Consider the following 14,681-nt stretch of genomic DNA (forward strand, 5'->3'; position numbering starts at 1 on the left):
CCGCTTTGTCAGGGTTGTCTGTTGCTGTGTCGCAGTAGCGACCGACTCGGCCTGTGTGTCGACGACCTCGCTGAGTTCTGCGAGGTCGTCGATCTCCGCCGAGAGCGTGACGTTTGATTCGGCCTGTCGGTCAGTGACATCATCGATCTCCTGGATCGATTCGTTGACCTGGTGGATATGGTCGACGGTGTCAGTCAGGGCCCCGAGGGCACTGTCGATCGTTTCTGCACTGGAGGTGATCGAATCACTCGCTGTTCGAATCTCGGCAACCGTCTCTTCGGTCTGGGCCTGTGAGGTTGTTATCACCGACTCGATCTCGTTCGCCGAACTCCGTGCTTCCTCGGCGAGCTTCTTCACCTCATTAGCGACTACGGCGAAGCCGTCACCGCTCTCGCCGGCCCGAGCAGCCTCGATGTTGGCGTTCAGCGCGAGCAGCGACGTCTGGTCGGCGATCTCCGAAATCACTTCGACGATCTCGTCGACCTGTGTCATCTGCGTTTCGAGGGCCTCCATCTTCTCGACGATCGACTCACTGACCGTCTCGACCCGCTCTATCTCGTCGATCGCCCGCTCGGCTGCCTCTCGGCCCTCATCACCACGGCGGACCGCTTCGTCAGCCGTGTCAGCGACTTCGGTCGCCGATGCCGCGATCTGTTCGATCCCCGCTGACAGCGTCTCGATCTCGTTTGCGGCCTGTTGGAGCCGTTCATTTTGCTCGTCGGTTCCGTCGACGATTCCCTCGAACTCCGCGTTGACACGTTCACTGGCAGCTTCGACCACCATCGAGTCGCTGGTCACCTCGCTGCCGGTGTTGCTGACCTCCGCAACGAACGACCACACATCGTACATCTGCGACTCGATTTCGTCCATCATCGTGTTGTATAACCGGGCCAACTCGGCGAGCTGGTCGTCGTTCGGCGGATCGACCCGTTCGGTCAGATCTCCGTTGGCTGCTGTCGTCATCGCCGTCCGAAACGCGGCTATGCTCTCGTTGTCTTCTGACAGTCGTCGACCTGCATTGTCGACTGTGTCGCGTTGCTGATCTCTCATGCGAACGGCCTGTAGATGGTTATTAACTATATATAAAATCTAGTGATTACTGTTACGTTGATCGACTCTCCGCTGAGAGAGGTCCGAACGAGAGTGTGGATACGCCGCCGCTATCGGCTGGTCGCAATAATTATAATGATACTCACAATCACAATCCGCTTCTTGAAATCGCTGGCATGGTGGCAACAGTCATCTTCGCCAGCCCGGGAGAACATTTCATTTCCGTCGATCCACTAGGGTTGGACATATTCTACGCCTCAATCATTTTGTTCGGACTGCTATTCGTCATATCAGTAACCGATGAGTATGACCCAGGATCCTATGGGCTTACTTCGTCGGAATCTGAAAAGTAGAATCCCTATACTGAATGATACGTGTTTTACCTGAACAGGACGTCGACTAAGCCACCCGAGACAAGATCGAGGCCGCCCAGAATCGAATCGCCGCGGCGAATCGCGAGATCGCCGCCGCACTTGAGCAGTCGACCGGCCTCGCCGCCAGCGCCCATCCCACGATCGAACTCCGCAACACTCACGCCGAACTCCTGGAGGCTTATCGGGAACTCACACAGGCGATCGACATGGCCGAACGGGTTCTCGACGAGCTCGACGACAGCCAGCCGACGCCCCTCCGGATCAAATCCGAGCACGCCGAGCGGCTCGCCGAGACCTACGACGAGCCACTGCTGTATCTCGCCGTCGAGTTGCTGGCGGCCAACCGTCGGAAGTGGTTGCACGGCAAGCCGGAGACGAACGGAGCCCAGCAGGTCGAACGCCACGGGTTGACGCGGAACCAGCGGGCGTGGTTGAACGACGTGGCCGACCAGTAGGACACACCACAGTTCCGCTGTAATTAGTGGTCGTGTGTTGGTGGGTGTAGATCGTCGAGGTCTTTGTCTCGGTGGTGGTAGTGCCACCCACTCTCCTCGTTATAATGGAGGCCGGTCTCGGTACCATCTTTCTGAAGGAACAGGAATGTCGCAAGACCACCCTGGTCGTCACGAAGCACAGCGTCGTAGGTATCTTGTTGCTGAAGCTGTCGGAACTCGTTATCGGTGAGCCCGCGGTCTGGCAACACGTCTTTAATTCCCATACGTTGACCAGACAGCCTCGGGGAATATAGCTTACTGCTGTCGTAGATCGGGTAGATAAACTCGCTGGTGAGGGGGACGCCCCCCTCAGTCAAAGTGAGTTCCAACAATTGCCCAACACCCCACCAGCACACCACCCATCTCATCAGACACGTTTGCCGTTAGTCTTATAACGGTTGTCGCCGTTAGCAACCGTACTAGAGTTTCGGCATACCGAGACGACGATGTGGTTTCGGCGTCGAGGAAGCGAAACAGCGGTTGGTTGTGTTGCTGTTCTGTGGTCTCTTGGTCCTGTTTTCGAGTGGTACGGTCCTTTCGACCATCATTTCGACTGCTCTCTGACCCCTACACACCTGTCGCCGATCTCACTTTGAACGAGGGGGGTGGGAGGTTGTGGTGCCGAGACGCCCGTCGACCACTGTGTTCGAAATCCCGTCAACGGTTGTCGCCACAGCTGACCTATCAGCAATCTCACTTTGAACGAGGGGAGGGGTGCAATCCACCGACGGCGATACGTCAGACGCGCTCAATATCTCACTTTGACTGAGGGGGGTGTCGCCTTCGATCTCACTTTGAACGAGGGGTGGGGTCCGTTTGAACTCACTCTGAATCTGGTCCGACAGAACAGTCGTGGTCAACAGCAATGTCGCCCCGATATACCCACGCTACTGACCTCACTGTCGCATATCTCACTTTGAACGAGGTGGGGTACTTATTTGTACTCCGCCTGACTGTGTGTCTGTATGACCGACGACTCGCCCGGAACGTGGGGGTCTGATTCTGGCCGAGACACTGGCGAGTTGTTTGCTGCCGATGATTCGAACCGATTGATTAAAAATCTCGAACTGCTCGAAGTGGGCGCGGTCCCCGAAGGCGACCGGATCGTCGGCCGCGACAACGAGATCGAGTCGCTCGTCTCAAATCTCAAGCCGATTGTCCGTGGCGATCCACCGACGCCCGTGTTGATCTCCGGCAAAACCGGCACCGGGAAATCACTGGTCGCCCGGCATGTCGCCCAGACGGCGACGAGCGTGGCCGAACGCGAGGATCTCCGGGTGGCCGATATCTACGTCGACTGTTCGCAACACTCGACAGAGACGCGGGCTGTGTGCGCGACTGCCCGCGAGATCAACAAAGCAGCAGGCTCGCCGAAAGATATCCCACTGACGGGGCTGGGGGCCTCGCAGTACTATACGATCATCTGGGAGCTCCTGGAGGACTTCGATGCCGCTGTGGTTATCCTCGATGAGATCGATCGGATTCAACCCGACAGCGACGGCAACCGGGACAATATCCTCATGCAACTCTCCCGAGCCCGCGAAGCCCAGAAAACCGACACCAACATCGGCATCATCGCCATTTCGAACAAACTCGATTACCCAGACAAAATGAACCAGCGCGTCCGATCGTCGTTCGGGGACGCCGAGTTGCTGTTCCCACCGTATGATGCCAATCAACTCCGAGAGATTATGCACGCCCGTGAGGATGCGTTCTACGACGGCGCACTCGAAGGCAGCGTGATTCCGAAGGCGGCGGCGCTGGCGGCCCGTGAACACGGTGATGCCCGGAAAGCGATTCGGATTCTCAAAAATGCAGGCGTCATCGCCGAGGAAAAACAGGACAGCAAGGTTCGGGAAGCTCACCTGAATGAAGCCAAACGGCGGGCCGAAGCCGACCGCGTGGCCGAACACGTCGCCACCCAGACGCCCCACGCCCGGCATATCCTCCTCGCGTTGGCGTTGCTCACCAAGACCGCCGACCCAGACGACGGCGAGGATGGCTACCGAACGACACACGTTTACGACGCCTACTGTACGGTCTGCGAGGAAGAGGGCACAGAGGAACTCAAAATCGATCGTGTGCGGCAGCTCCTGGACGAACAGGCGTTCCTGGATATCATCGAGAGTCGACGGACCGGCGGCGGCCACCAGCAAGGGACGTTTACGGCGTGGCGGTTGCTCAAAGATCCCGACGTTGTGGTGAAAGGCGTCGGTCACGACCCTGAATTGGTCTCGCCGAAAATCGGCGCAGACGACTGAAAACAGCATATTCTCACTTTGAATGAGGGGGGTGTGGTCGGTGTATCTTGATGGGTAGCTCGTGAAAAACAGTGTATGGTCGACTGGCGAGTACAGACAAACCGTACTGTATCTGTACTCGAAATAGAGGGGTTGAACCGTCGACTACCACTCGCAGTCTGGCGTGCATTTGAGGTTGATCGGCCTCACTCACTAACTAAGGTTTGGGGTCTCAGATATCTATCCTTGGTTAGTCAATATAGATGGTCGACTACGGCCACTACGGACACACAGCTATTTGTGACTGTTGTTCGAACCAATAGAACAACGCGAATGAACAAATGCACGGTCTGTGATGAAACCACTCTCGGCCACCGCTGTCGTGGGTGTGGTAAGATCCACTGTGAGTCTCATATATTACCGGAGAACCACGACTGTGTGGCCCTCTACGTCGATACTACTGATGGTAAGTGGTTCAATACGAAATTCGAGACGCTCGGTGAGGACAAACACCGCGAGCGGCCTGCAACGAAGTTTGTCGACGAAATCAATGCCGCCAGCACTGAGTCCGACGAACCGACACCCGATCCCGACAAGAATTACACTGTTGCGGAGGCAAACGCCGACAATCCGAACTACGAGACGGTTAATGTCAGTAAGGATCGCGTATACCGCACTGCCGAACCTGAATACGAGTCGTCGCCTGATGTGAATCCCGACGGCTCAATCAAAACCGACGAACTGGCAGAAAGGGTTGGAGCAGACGAAGACGTCGACACTAGGCGGTTGTCTAACGGTCAGCTCGCAATCGCCGGGATCGTCGTATTCTGCTTGCTAGCGTACGTCTTCTATCTCATTTAACGGGTATGAACGGTGATAAATTAATATACATTCGCCAATACAAGTCAATATGGGACGATTTAGGACGAACGTCACGGTCTTCGGTCTAGCCCTCATCACGTCAGTATTACTACTCGAATTTAGTGGTTGGCGTGAGTCGGTAGGTATCTCGTGGAGGTGGAGTGTAATTGGATCGATACCGGCGTGGGTTGCGGTCCCCCTATTGTTCTTCGTCGGCGCGATTTGGTATCTGGATCCGGCGTAAGCAACTGATTCATTTTAACCTATCATGTGTTCGTGGTGAAAGTAATTCCACAGCCGGTCGACCACTTCACTAGGCTGTTACAGTAGCGAAAGATTTCATATATCAATATGCACTTTACTATCTCTAACCAAAACCACTCAAACGCCGAATTCTCATAGTAGAGAGGCTCTATTTCTATCCTAATTTCCTCAGTATTGGATTTTAAGCCACTGTACATTAGTCCAGTAGTGTACAGTAGTTTTACTAGGGTCGCCGCTGTACGTGAAGCAAGAAAGATGGACACCACTCAGACAGAGGCTACTCCGGGGGTTCAGACGCTCGAAGCGGCCATCCAGGACTTCCTGGAGTCGGGCTCGAAGTCGGGCAACTACAAATCGAACTTAGCGTACGTACTGAGCGGCTTCCGTGAGCAGGTCGCTCCAGGAGCCACGACGCTGGCCGACGTCGACAAAGAGGTGATGGCCGAGTACGCCACCTACCTGCGGCGGCGCGTTGATGCACACCAAACCCCTGGTGTCGAAGGTGGGATCGCCGCCTCGACGGCGTGGGCCTACTACGATAACGTCTCTGCGTTCTTTGATTACTGCCTCAAGTGGGACAAGATCGACGAGAACCCGGCCCAAAAGCAGGTCGCCAAAGACGAGCTCCCCGAACGACCGTCGACGGTGAGTGGGTCTCAGCAGTTCTGGTCGACCAACGAACGCCGACAGCTCCTGGATCACGTCGACCGGCGAGCCTCAACGGCGATCGACGACCGCGGCACCGAGGCCGTCGTCGAACTCCGAGACAAAGCACTCGCCTACGTGCTCGCGTTTACCGGCGTGCGTGGTGGCGAGATCCTGAAAGACTCACGGGACGATCGGCGTGTCGGGCTTCGGTGGGCCGACGTGGACATTGAAGACAACCAGATTACGATCCTCGGCAAGAACCAGCAGCGCGAGCCCGCCCAACTGCCGGGCCAAACTCACCACCCACTCAAACAACTCCGACGGGTGGTCGAGCCAGCCAGCGAGGAGTGGCCCGTCTTCGTCTCGCTGCACGCACCCTCGATGTACTCTGTTCTACCTGATGGCTTCGAGCGGCCAGACGACGACGAGCGGAGCCTGATTGACCACTGTCGGGCCCTTGAGGTTGTGCCACCAGCACTGTCTACAAACGGAGCTCGGTCAGTTCTCAAGCGACTGTGCCGGGATGGCGAGATCGAAGTTGAGGGCGACAAAGAGTTTCTCACGTTGCACGGCGCACGGCGTGGGGTTGGTGAGAAACTGTATCGCGAGCGTGGGGCCGCCGCGGCCCAACGGACGCTCCGGCACGCCGATCCGAAGACGACCTCGGAGATGTACTCCCACATCGAGACGAGCGAGAACGCCGAAAACGTGACCGAAGTATTCGGCGACGAACGATGAACGACAGAAGCACCGACGAGAGGCCATGCGCGAGGAGTTGGCGGCTGTGTTCGGAGGCGGGAACTAATAACACTATACAAAAAGTTAATTGATATGAAAAATCGGATATTGGTGTGAAATTATTTCGTAGGAACGCTCTCCAAATAGGAGGGTCTCTTGGAATCGCTTCATTATCAGGGTGTAGTGCTACAATTTTACGGCCAAGACTGACTGTTGAACTGCTAGATTATGATGACGAACCGTATACAGTCGATCTCCAAAACGCTGAGAACGTGACTGAGGTATTCGGGAATGGGCGGTAGACACAATTCAAGCTCGTGCAGTCTGTTATTGTTTTCTGCTACTGAAAATTGTTACAGAATCCTGTAATATATATCTGTAACTTATATCTGTCCCAATTGTCTGTAATTTTAATCTGTAATAGCTATCTGTAACCGAGTTCTTTAATCGAGGTTGCTGTCGGATCGCAGAAACCCAATCGAAAGACAGCACCGATTACAGATAGCCATTACAGCTAACTGAAACAGATAAGCGGTACAGATTTCTGTTACAGTATTCAAGTACATATGTCTGACACAGATTTATGGTACAGAAGGGTGAATGTCGTATATATGATTACGGCTGTAGTCTACTCAGAATCCGGTGGGACATACAAGACGACAATGACAGCCAATGTCGCAGTGGCACTGGAGCGAATGGAGCTGAATACTCTCGTGCTGGATCTAGATCCGCAGGAGGGAAATCTGACCAGCCTCTTTGATGCTGGTGAACACCGAAGCGATCCAGATGCAGACAATCTCGTCAAACACATCCTGGATATGCCGGACGGGGAGTTCCACGATCTCATCGAAACCACCGAGGAAGGCGTCGACATAATCCCGAGCCACGACATGCTGGGTGACTTTACGTCGAACCTAGAACAGAAGATCTCTTACGAAACGGGCATGAAAAACATGAGCCGAGAGGAGTATCCACGGTTCGAACTCCTCCATGAGTTGCTCTGGAAAAAGCAGGAACTGCACAAGGAATACGATGCCATCCTTATTGATCCAAACGCACGTGCGGAAGACCTGCTTTACAATGCTATTTTCGCACTGCGAACGCTCGTCGCACCCGTCAAGCCAGCTGGCAAGGGGAACCTGAGCCTCGAAGGGCTCGAGGAACTCGTCGGAAACATGGAAAACCAACTCGATATTGAAATTGGGCTCTCCTGTGTGGTCCCATCGGGGGTTGGGCAAACAAATGCCCACCAACAGTACCAACAACAGTTCGAGAACACAGAAGAATTTGCAACACCAGTCTCTATTGGGAACCGAGAAAGCCTCATGGACGCGATGTGGGAGGCCAGAGGCTCAGCATTCAAGGTAGTTGAAGAGCGTTGGAAGACCTTCGAGAAAGACGGCCAGATGGTGAGTGAGCCGGGTCAACGACGGGTACGTGATAGAGAGGTCGAAACGCTACGGAGACTGTATGAACTAGCGTGGTTCATTGCGACGACTACGTTCGATGCTGATATCGACCCTGTTTTGGAACTCGATATCCAGGGTCATACGAATAGAACAATCGATCTGAAAGAAGACGACAAAACGGAGGCAACAACAGCATGAGCAATTTCAAATCTGGTTCTGGAAATCTCGATTTCGGCGGTAGTGACGAGGACGATGGGGAACCTGAACCCGAACCCACAGAGAAGACTACCCAAACAGATACTGAGAGCAACGAAGGAGACGAATCAACAGCAACCGAACAACCCGGGGAAGACTCACGAAATAAAACCTCACCAGGTACAGACAGCACGACTAGCTCACAAAAAGAGAACAGAGAGTCCACAGAGGAGTCGACACCAGCCACCACCGCCAGAGAGCAGTATCCGTACTTCATTCGACGGAGTAACGTTGGTGATGAGCGTGATACCCGACTTGAGATCCATGTCCGGGACAGGGTAGCAGATCAAGAAGCCGCATTTCGAAACGAACTTGCAGAACAACTCAATGCGAACGAGGTCTCGAAAACAGATGCTCGCGAGTTTGCCCTTCTCGCGGCGTTTCAGCATCCAGAGCGTGTTGCTGAACTGATGGCAGAAGAGGGATTCGGCACCCTCTGAAACAGCAATAGCGCTCCCGTGTTCATCGGATGCTCTGTGAGGCTGCGACCTTGATGAAATCTAACTCTCTCTGTTGAAGATTCCCATCAGTTGCTCACGCATGAATTCGCGACGTAACTGGCGAGACCGCGAGTCAGAGAGATAATTCTGCATGACGACCTGTGGATCGCTACTACCTTGTTCTGCAGCGATTTCTTCGACACCTTCGAGGACGCCTTCAAGAACCGCCGTATAGATGTCGTACCAGAATCGTCGACACAGTTGTGGATTCGGACGCTCACCTTCGATCTGGTCGGGGAGATCGGCTTCTGAGGCAAGCTTCTGGAGCCAATTTCGGATCGTATCTCGTGTTACGTGTGGGGTTTCGCCCAGGGATGAGGGAACACATATCCATTCCACGTCTCACCGTCTCCCAGTTCGTCGATTCGTGCATCCAGTGCTTCGAGACCGAATAGTATAGAGACCTCTCCAGGACCGTTTTTTCGGCTCTCGAATGGAATATAAGGGACGTCGTTATCAGGAACATCTCGATTGAACTGCGAAAAATGTGAAGTGCTGCGACCTCGCTTGCACGGAGGCCCCACCCAGCCAGGGCTACTACCAACAGGTGGTCTCCTGAAGTAGTTGCAACCTCCATCAGCTGACGGATATGATCTGCTGACAGTGAGGGTTGGAAAGTCCTCTGTCTTCCACCTGAATTCTATACAGGCCGCTGGCGGGGTTCACCGAAGCGATTCGTCGGCCGACCAGATGCTGATACCAGGCGTCGACGATACGTCGGACACGTTGGAGGGTCTGAGCACTGTACTCGTGTTCGGCTCCCTCGTTCAGCCAGTCAAATGCACCATAGCACGCGTCGAAAGCCTCGTACGCAGGTGCGTCTCGATCTCGTTGAATTGGGGTCAGAAGATCAGCTGTGCCGTTTGCTTCGGTGTAAGCCCGAACATAGAGGTTCAGCCCCGTTCGAAGCGTGTCGACAGAAGACGTCGAAAGATCGTACCGCGATTGTCGTCGATCCAGGAAACGTTCGAGTGCGTCGACTGTTTGCTCATCGGAGCTCGCCCAAGAGTAGCCGTCATCGTCGTCACCAAGTCCGAGATCCTCACTCCAAAACTCCCCCGAAAGACCGGTTGTGGTATCGGCGCAGGGCTGCGAGGAACGACCGCACACTGTGATCACGGAACCACTAGTGGGTTGGTTTCTCCGTGTAGAGAGATCGAGTCCCTCCGCTTCGAGACACGGAGCGACCTGTTCCCGGTAGAGCTGTGTAAAGTCTTCGAGTGATAGGTCGACCACCAGATATCGTCGAATGCGGGCTTCTGTGTTCCGACCTCGCTTTCTTGATCGGACTTAGGTTGACTCATTGGGTTCTGCTCGGCTGTTTCGTCGGTTTGAAGTCCTAATGGCTGATTTCGGAGGAGAAGCCTGCTCGCTGCCCCGTATGGTGATTCTGGGAGTCTCATATTCTAGTTGTTCAGTCGTTCAGTAGGTATCTTATCAATTTATGAGTTCATCTGCCCGATTCAGTCTGCTAAACCCACGATAGATTTGGCGATTAAATGCACCATGGGAATAAATCGTATGTTACGATATAGTTTCCCCAAACCAGACGATGCGAATAGTCTCTCTCACGTTCACGAGGTAGACGCTTTCTCGGCAGTGTTGATGCCCGATTAGGGGGAAATTGGGGTGAAAAGTAGATTCTCAGAACGGCATTGTTCGATACAGTAGGTTCAGACGTGAAAAATAGCTGACTGCGAAAAGATGTCTCTCTCGACTGGCGAACCCGAAACGGATGTTACCTGTCGGGTGTCAACACCCGATCAAACATCTTCAAGAACCGTTTGAGCGTGATTCGCGGCTTTGTCCTCGTCTCGATCACCCCTATTCGCTCCTGAGTCAGAAAGTCCACCAGCAACCAGAGATTGTAGATCACACAGGCGAACGCGAAATGGAACCACCGGACCTCGAACGCTTTTGAGGTCGTCCACGCTGCACACTGCTTGATCGACGAATAGCTGTTCTCGATAGTCGCACGGTTACTGTCCACTCATCGAAGGAAACCAATGTTACAACTGTGGGAAGCCCTTCTCAATCGAACTCACTGAATTGGAGCTCAAAATGATGGGGTATATATTTCTGATAACTCCTGCTACGGATGCAAAGCCGAGTACACCCTCACTTCAGGCTATGAGAGAGGAGAATAATAGCTGCAGCACTGGTGAATAAGTTTGGAAGATATGTAAAAGGACCAATTTCTATCACTCTAAAACCAAACAGAAGTGGGAGGACAGGGTTGGATGAGAGCGCATAGAAGCCGAGTAGCACCGTGAACACAATTAGGGATCGAGTGAATGGATTTGGCATAGCTCGATACATATTGATGTAGTTATACAGTAAGATGACGAGGAGGCAGATCGTGAACGTCGATAGAAAGAGTTTCACTTGAAGCAGCACCTCGAAACGTGGTCGCGGGGCTCGGGAAAACGGGATAACTGTGGGTAGAGCAAGGTACATCACGATTAGCGAGAGGGCGGCAGCTAGTCCAACGAGGAGTGTCGTTTGTTTTTTGTGCTACTTACAGTCATAATTCTAGGAGGCTGGTTCGAGTCCGTGTTTCCTTCCGCTTCGGAAATGGAATCCCCGATTTACCTGGTTTCCTTGAGGAAACAACGAATACGTGAGCGCGTGAAGAAGGGATTGTAGATACGGCATACTCACCCTCTGAGAGCCTCAACCGGACGATCATTAGCTGCTTTCCACGCTGGGTAAACACCACTCAATACGCTTGCCAAGACGGCGAATCCGAATCCGTACACCAGATACTTTGAGCTGCTCCAATCCAATGCTCCCATCGCATTGCCCGTCAGCATCTGGAAGGCCAACATACCCGTGCCGAGCGATAGAATTACACCAACGAGACCGCCTAAGGCACCCATCAGCGCTGCCTCAGTCAGAATCATCCGCAACACTTCTATTCGACGGATTCCGACCGCACGCAGCACACCGATCTCGCCGCGACGCTCGACTGTGCTCATCAGCATCACGTTGAGAATGGCAACGCCTGCGACGACGAGGGAGATACCACCGATACCCAGAAGGGCAGTCGACAACGTGTCAAGGAATCCGCCGACATTCTGGGCACCGCTGGAGGCCTGGATACTCAACTCTTCGGTCTCCTCGGTGTTGAATTGGTTATCCAGCCTCTCCCCGATCTCCGTGGCCGCATCCCCGTCACTTGCGACAATCGTCACCGTGTCGTAATATTCCTGATTAGAGAGACCTGACACCGGTATCACGAGTTCGCCACCGCCACGGGGACCGAACGACTGCTCCGATTCGATGAAACCCTGGACTCGGTAGAACTGCCCGTCGTATTCTACTGGATCACCCATCTCAAGTCCGAGCGTGTTGGCTGTATCGTTGCTGATCAGTGCGCCGGACTGCAACCGGTCGGGAGCCTCTCCCGTCGTGAGATTGTACAGCGCACTCGCCTCTGTCACTCCCGTGACGCTCATCCTCGCCTCTTCCCCGTTTCTCGCCTCAAGTGTCGTCGAGTTCGTCTTCTGTGGGACCACTTGGTCGTCGGTGACTAGATTCTGTATCTCGTCGATCTGATCTTGCGTCACTCCGTCAGTGTCGCTGTCTTGACCCGAGGAGACGGTCACGTCATTCCCGATGTCGCCGAGTTGCGACGACGCCTGCTGTTGGAGTGCGACGGTGGCCATGCCGAGCGAACAGATTGCGACGACGCCGATAATGATGCCTAGCGCGGCTAGTGCCGTCCGCAGCTTATTTCGACCGAGATTACGCCACGCCATCAACGCACTCGGGAACCGCCACAGGAGGTCAGCAACGCTCACTCGCGGCTCACCTCCTGAATCACCCCATCGACGATCCGGACTGTACTGTCCGTATAGTCAAGCATTTGTTCATCATGCGTTACTGAGACAATCGCAACATTCTCGTCTTCTTTCAGGCGAGTCAGTTCTGTGAGAATGGTCTCTCCAGTATCCTGATCAAGATTGCCTGTGGGCTCGTCGGCGAGCAAGATATCGGGTTCGTTGATTAGTGATCGTGCGATGGCAACCCGCTGTTGCTGGCCGCCTGAGAGTTGTCCGGGCGTGTGTTCTAGCCGGTCACCAAGACCGACTCTGCGAAGGAGTTCGACCGCGCGGTCGTGGCGATCAACTGAGGTATCCCACATAGAGGGGAGCTCGACGTTCTCGGTAGCGGTCAGCATCGGCAGGAGGTGAAAGTCTTGGAACACGAACCCAATGCCAGTCCGGCGCTCTTCGGTTAGCTCGTCCTCCGTGAAGTCAGTCACGTCGCGGCCGTCAAGGCGAATCGAGCCTTCAGTTGGGTTGTCGAGCAATCCAATCATGTTGAGCATAGTACTCTTTCCGGACCCTGACGGACCAATCACGGTGACCATTTCACCGCGTTCTGCGCTAAAATCGACGTACTTGAGCGCCTCAATGGTCTCTTCACCGCTCTGATAGCGCTTCACGACGTCGTCAAGTTCGATGACGCTCATGGATTTCGCCATCGGTGCACTGCATACCCGGTTGCTCCGAGTAGTGCCAGAGCTAGGACAATTCCGATTTCTGCTACTGGCAGCCCACCTAGTAACCCGCCGGGGCCACCCCGTCCACCAGCCGGGGGTTCACCACTACTTGCAGCCGCTTGAGTGCTACCTTGCGATATATCTGTCGTCTCGACAGCTATCTGTTGGGTTTTTGTCACGCGTTCGTCATCTCGGTTCGGATCGGTCACAATGTAGGTCATTTCGACGGGTATCGTCTCGGCCTCCGACTCAACGTCGGCGGTCAGTTCGAACGTCCCGAACTCGCTGGCCTCAATTTCACCAACAAAATATTCACCGTTTGGAGCAACCGGAGAGACAGTGTCGGTATCAGCGACACTCAAGAGGACCGACTGGACATCCGTGCCACCGATGTTCGAGGCATCACCTTGGATCGTCACAATGTCATTACCGGAGGTCTCTGTGCTGGTTAGCTGCACGTCGCCCCGGGTATCAGACTCAGTGACATCAACAGATACAGGCTGACGGTAGGTGTAAACCTCACTGTCGTCGTCAGAATAGCTGGCTGTAATCACGACTTCTAGTTGTTTTTGACCAATACTATCGAAAGTTGTAGAAAGCGGCAACGAGAGAGAGCCACCCGATCCAATGGTTCCGGCGTTGTCAAACCGTTGGATGGTATTTCCTGACTGGCGAAGATAGACATATCTCACGTCGACGTTCCGGCTCTCACTGTTTTCAATATTGGAAACTGTCGTCTCAATGTCGACCGTTTCGCCGACTTTAGGATCTTCTGGTGAGATATTAGTCGAGATCTGAATCGGGGGGTCAGTAGCCAAGCCTGGCTGTACGGACACAAAAAGACCACTCCCGAGAATCAGCATCACGACAGTCACCCGGAGGAATCGACTATCCGCCCAGTTTCTGTCAGTAGCCATTCGAACCACCTGCTAAACACCACACAATTCGATAGGTGATAGTTGGCATCCGATGCATGTCGAACCGCGGTATGTGTTCAGTGCAAGTCACATGGTCGATTACCGAATCCAACCTAATGAGTAATTCCCGAATTTATGGATTGATTATCCATGAGTTAGGCACAATTCTCACCGAAAACAGGCTCCTGTATAGGGGTTTCAGAGTTTTTCTTGCGGTGCTTGCCCGTGGATCTCTGCGCCCGGCACGCGTTCGAATGTCTTCACCCACGACCCCTGAGATATTCCTGTGAAAGTAGACTCGCTGTAGGAAGAGAGCTGGGATATGGTATTGGTCTTTGAGCCATGCAGTCACGTGTCAGAATTGAGTTGATCGGGCCACTGAGTCATGTGTGGGAAGGATCTCTGGAAATATGAGGTGAGTCGG

Annotated in this window: 14 protein-coding genes; 7 read left to right on the forward strand and 7 right to left on the reverse strand. The window is 54.0% G+C overall.

The genetic code is table 11. The features are described 5' to 3' along the window. Both NO877_RS16955 and NO877_RS16960 read right to left on the reverse strand, forming a co-directional pair. On the reverse strand, positions 1–1,050 hold a 1,050-nt coding region (locus NO877_RS16955), incomplete at its 3' end, for a methyl-accepting chemotaxis protein (protein ID WP_256397545.1). A gap of 379 nt (positions 1,051–1,429) precedes the next feature. Then, on the reverse strand, positions 1,430–1,585 hold the full coding sequence (locus NO877_RS16960; RefSeq protein ID WP_256397546.1) for a hypothetical protein: 156 nt from the start codon (positions 1,583–1,585) through the stop codon (positions 1,430–1,432). A 45-nt stretch (positions 1,586–1,630) separates the two neighbouring features. On the opposite strand from NO877_RS16960, the gene NO877_RS16965 reads away from it, so the two are divergent. Continuing rightward, the gene (locus NO877_RS16965) at positions 1,631–1,879 is read left to right on the forward strand and encodes a bifunctional adenosylcobinamide kinase/adenosylcobinamide-phosphate guanylyltransferase (RefSeq protein ID WP_256397547.1); all 249 of its coding nucleotides are present in this window, start codon (positions 1,631–1,633) and stop codon (positions 1,877–1,879) included. A 23-nt stretch (positions 1,880–1,902) separates the two neighbouring features. On the opposite strand, the gene NO877_RS16970 is transcribed toward NO877_RS16965, so the two are convergent. Continuing rightward, positions 1,903–2,142 (reverse strand): DUF7964 domain-containing protein, encoded by a 240-nt coding sequence (locus NO877_RS16970; RefSeq protein WP_256397548.1) that lies wholly within the window; start codon positions 2,140–2,142, stop codon positions 1,903–1,905. 741 nt (positions 2,143–2,883) lie between these two features. Between NO877_RS16970 and NO877_RS16975 the strand changes: the two genes are divergently transcribed. The 6 genes from NO877_RS16975 (at position 2,884) to NO877_RS17000 (ending at position 9,085) form a co-directional block, all read left to right on the forward strand. Further along, entirely contained in the window at positions 2,884–4,179 is a 1,296-nt protein-coding gene (locus NO877_RS16975) for a Cdc6/Cdc18 family protein (RefSeq protein ID WP_256397549.1), read from the forward strand. 417 nt (positions 4,180–4,596) lie between these two features. Next, complete coding sequence (locus tag NO877_RS16980) at positions 4,597–5,019, forward strand: hypothetical protein (RefSeq protein ID WP_256397550.1); 423 nt, start codon at positions 4,597–4,599, stop codon at positions 5,017–5,019. A 519-nt stretch (positions 5,020–5,538) separates the two neighbouring features. Continuing rightward, positions 5,539–6,669 (forward strand): tyrosine-type recombinase/integrase, encoded by a 1,131-nt coding sequence (locus NO877_RS16985; RefSeq protein ID WP_256397551.1) that lies wholly within the window; start codon positions 5,539–5,541, stop codon positions 6,667–6,669. A gap of 611 nt (positions 6,670–7,280) precedes the next feature. Further along, positions 7,281–8,276, forward strand: coding sequence for a ParA family protein (locus NO877_RS16990; RefSeq protein WP_379827587.1), 996 nt, complete (start codon positions 7,281–7,283; stop codon positions 8,274–8,276). Further along, on the forward strand, positions 8,273–8,773 hold the full coding sequence (locus tag NO877_RS16995; RefSeq protein ID WP_256397553.1) for a DUF7970 domain-containing protein: 501 nt from the start codon (positions 8,273–8,275) through the stop codon (positions 8,771–8,773). The genes NO877_RS16990 and NO877_RS16995 overlap by 4 nt, the downstream gene beginning before the upstream one ends. Before the next feature lie 177 nt (positions 8,774–8,950). Further along, entirely contained in the window at positions 8,951–9,085 is a 135-nt protein-coding gene (locus NO877_RS17000; protein ID WP_256397554.1) for a hypothetical protein, read from the forward strand. A gap of 1,866 nt (positions 9,086–10,951) precedes the next feature. Here NO877_RS17000 and NO877_RS20030 read toward each other — a convergent pair. From NO877_RS20030 to NO877_RS17015, 4 genes are all read right to left on the reverse strand, one after another. After that, a complete protein-coding gene (locus NO877_RS20030; protein ID WP_465262062.1) occupies positions 10,952–11,290 on the reverse strand; it encodes a DUF8036 family membrane protein in 339 nt (112 codons plus the stop codon). Between the two features lie 200 nt (positions 11,291–11,490). Then, positions 11,491–12,636 (reverse strand): ABC transporter permease, encoded by a 1,146-nt coding sequence (locus tag NO877_RS17005; protein ID WP_256397555.1) that lies wholly within the window; start codon positions 12,634–12,636, stop codon positions 11,491–11,493. Further along, on the reverse strand, positions 12,633–13,310 hold the full coding sequence (locus NO877_RS17010; protein ID WP_256397556.1) for an ABC transporter ATP-binding protein: 678 nt from the start codon (positions 13,308–13,310) through the stop codon (positions 12,633–12,635). The genes NO877_RS17005 and NO877_RS17010 overlap by 4 nt, the downstream gene beginning before the upstream one ends. Then, on the reverse strand, positions 13,307–14,257 hold the full coding sequence (locus NO877_RS17015; protein ID WP_256397557.1) for a COG1361 family protein: 951 nt from the start codon (positions 14,255–14,257) through the stop codon (positions 13,307–13,309). Before NO877_RS17015 ends, NO877_RS17010 begins: the two co-directional genes overlap by 4 nt. Positions 14,258–14,681 lie beyond the last annotated feature (424 nt).

The sequence above is a fragment of the Halohasta litorea genome, from assembly GCF_024494645.1.
Lineage (GTDB): Archaea > Halobacteriota > Halobacteria > Halobacteriales > Haloferacaceae > Halohasta > Halohasta litorea.

Coding starts and splice junctions, on each gene's coding strand:
- NO877_RS16975 (WP_256397549.1), top strand. CDS start 2,884: ATGACCGACGACTCGCCCGGAACGTGGGGGTCTGATTCTGGCCGAGAC.
- NO877_RS16965 (WP_256397547.1), top strand. CDS start 1,631: ATGGCCGAACGGGTTCTCGACGAGCTCGACGACAGCCAGCCGACGCCC.
- NO877_RS16995 (WP_256397553.1), top strand. CDS start 8,273: ATGAGCAATTTCAAATCTGGTTCTGGAAATCTCGATTTCGGCGGTAGT.
- NO877_RS16970 (WP_256397548.1), bottom strand. CDS start 2,142: ATGGGAATTAAAGACGTGTTGCCAGACCGCGGGCTCACCGATAACGAG.
- NO877_RS16990 (WP_379827587.1), top strand. CDS start 7,281: ATGATTACGGCTGTAGTCTACTCAGAATCCGGTGGGACATACAAGACG.
- NO877_RS16985 (WP_256397551.1), top strand. CDS start 5,539: ATGGACACCACTCAGACAGAGGCTACTCCGGGGGTTCAGACGCTCGAA.
- NO877_RS20030 (WP_465262062.1), bottom strand. CDS start 11,290: ATGTACCTTGCTCTACCCACAGTTATCCCGTTTTCCCGAGCCCCGCGA.
- NO877_RS17015 (WP_256397557.1), bottom strand. CDS start 14,257: ATGGCTACTGACAGAAACTGGGCGGATAGTCGATTCCTCCGGGTGACT.
- NO877_RS17010 (WP_256397556.1), bottom strand. CDS start 13,310: ATGAGCGTCATCGAACTTGACGACGTCGTGAAGCGCTATCAGAGCGGT.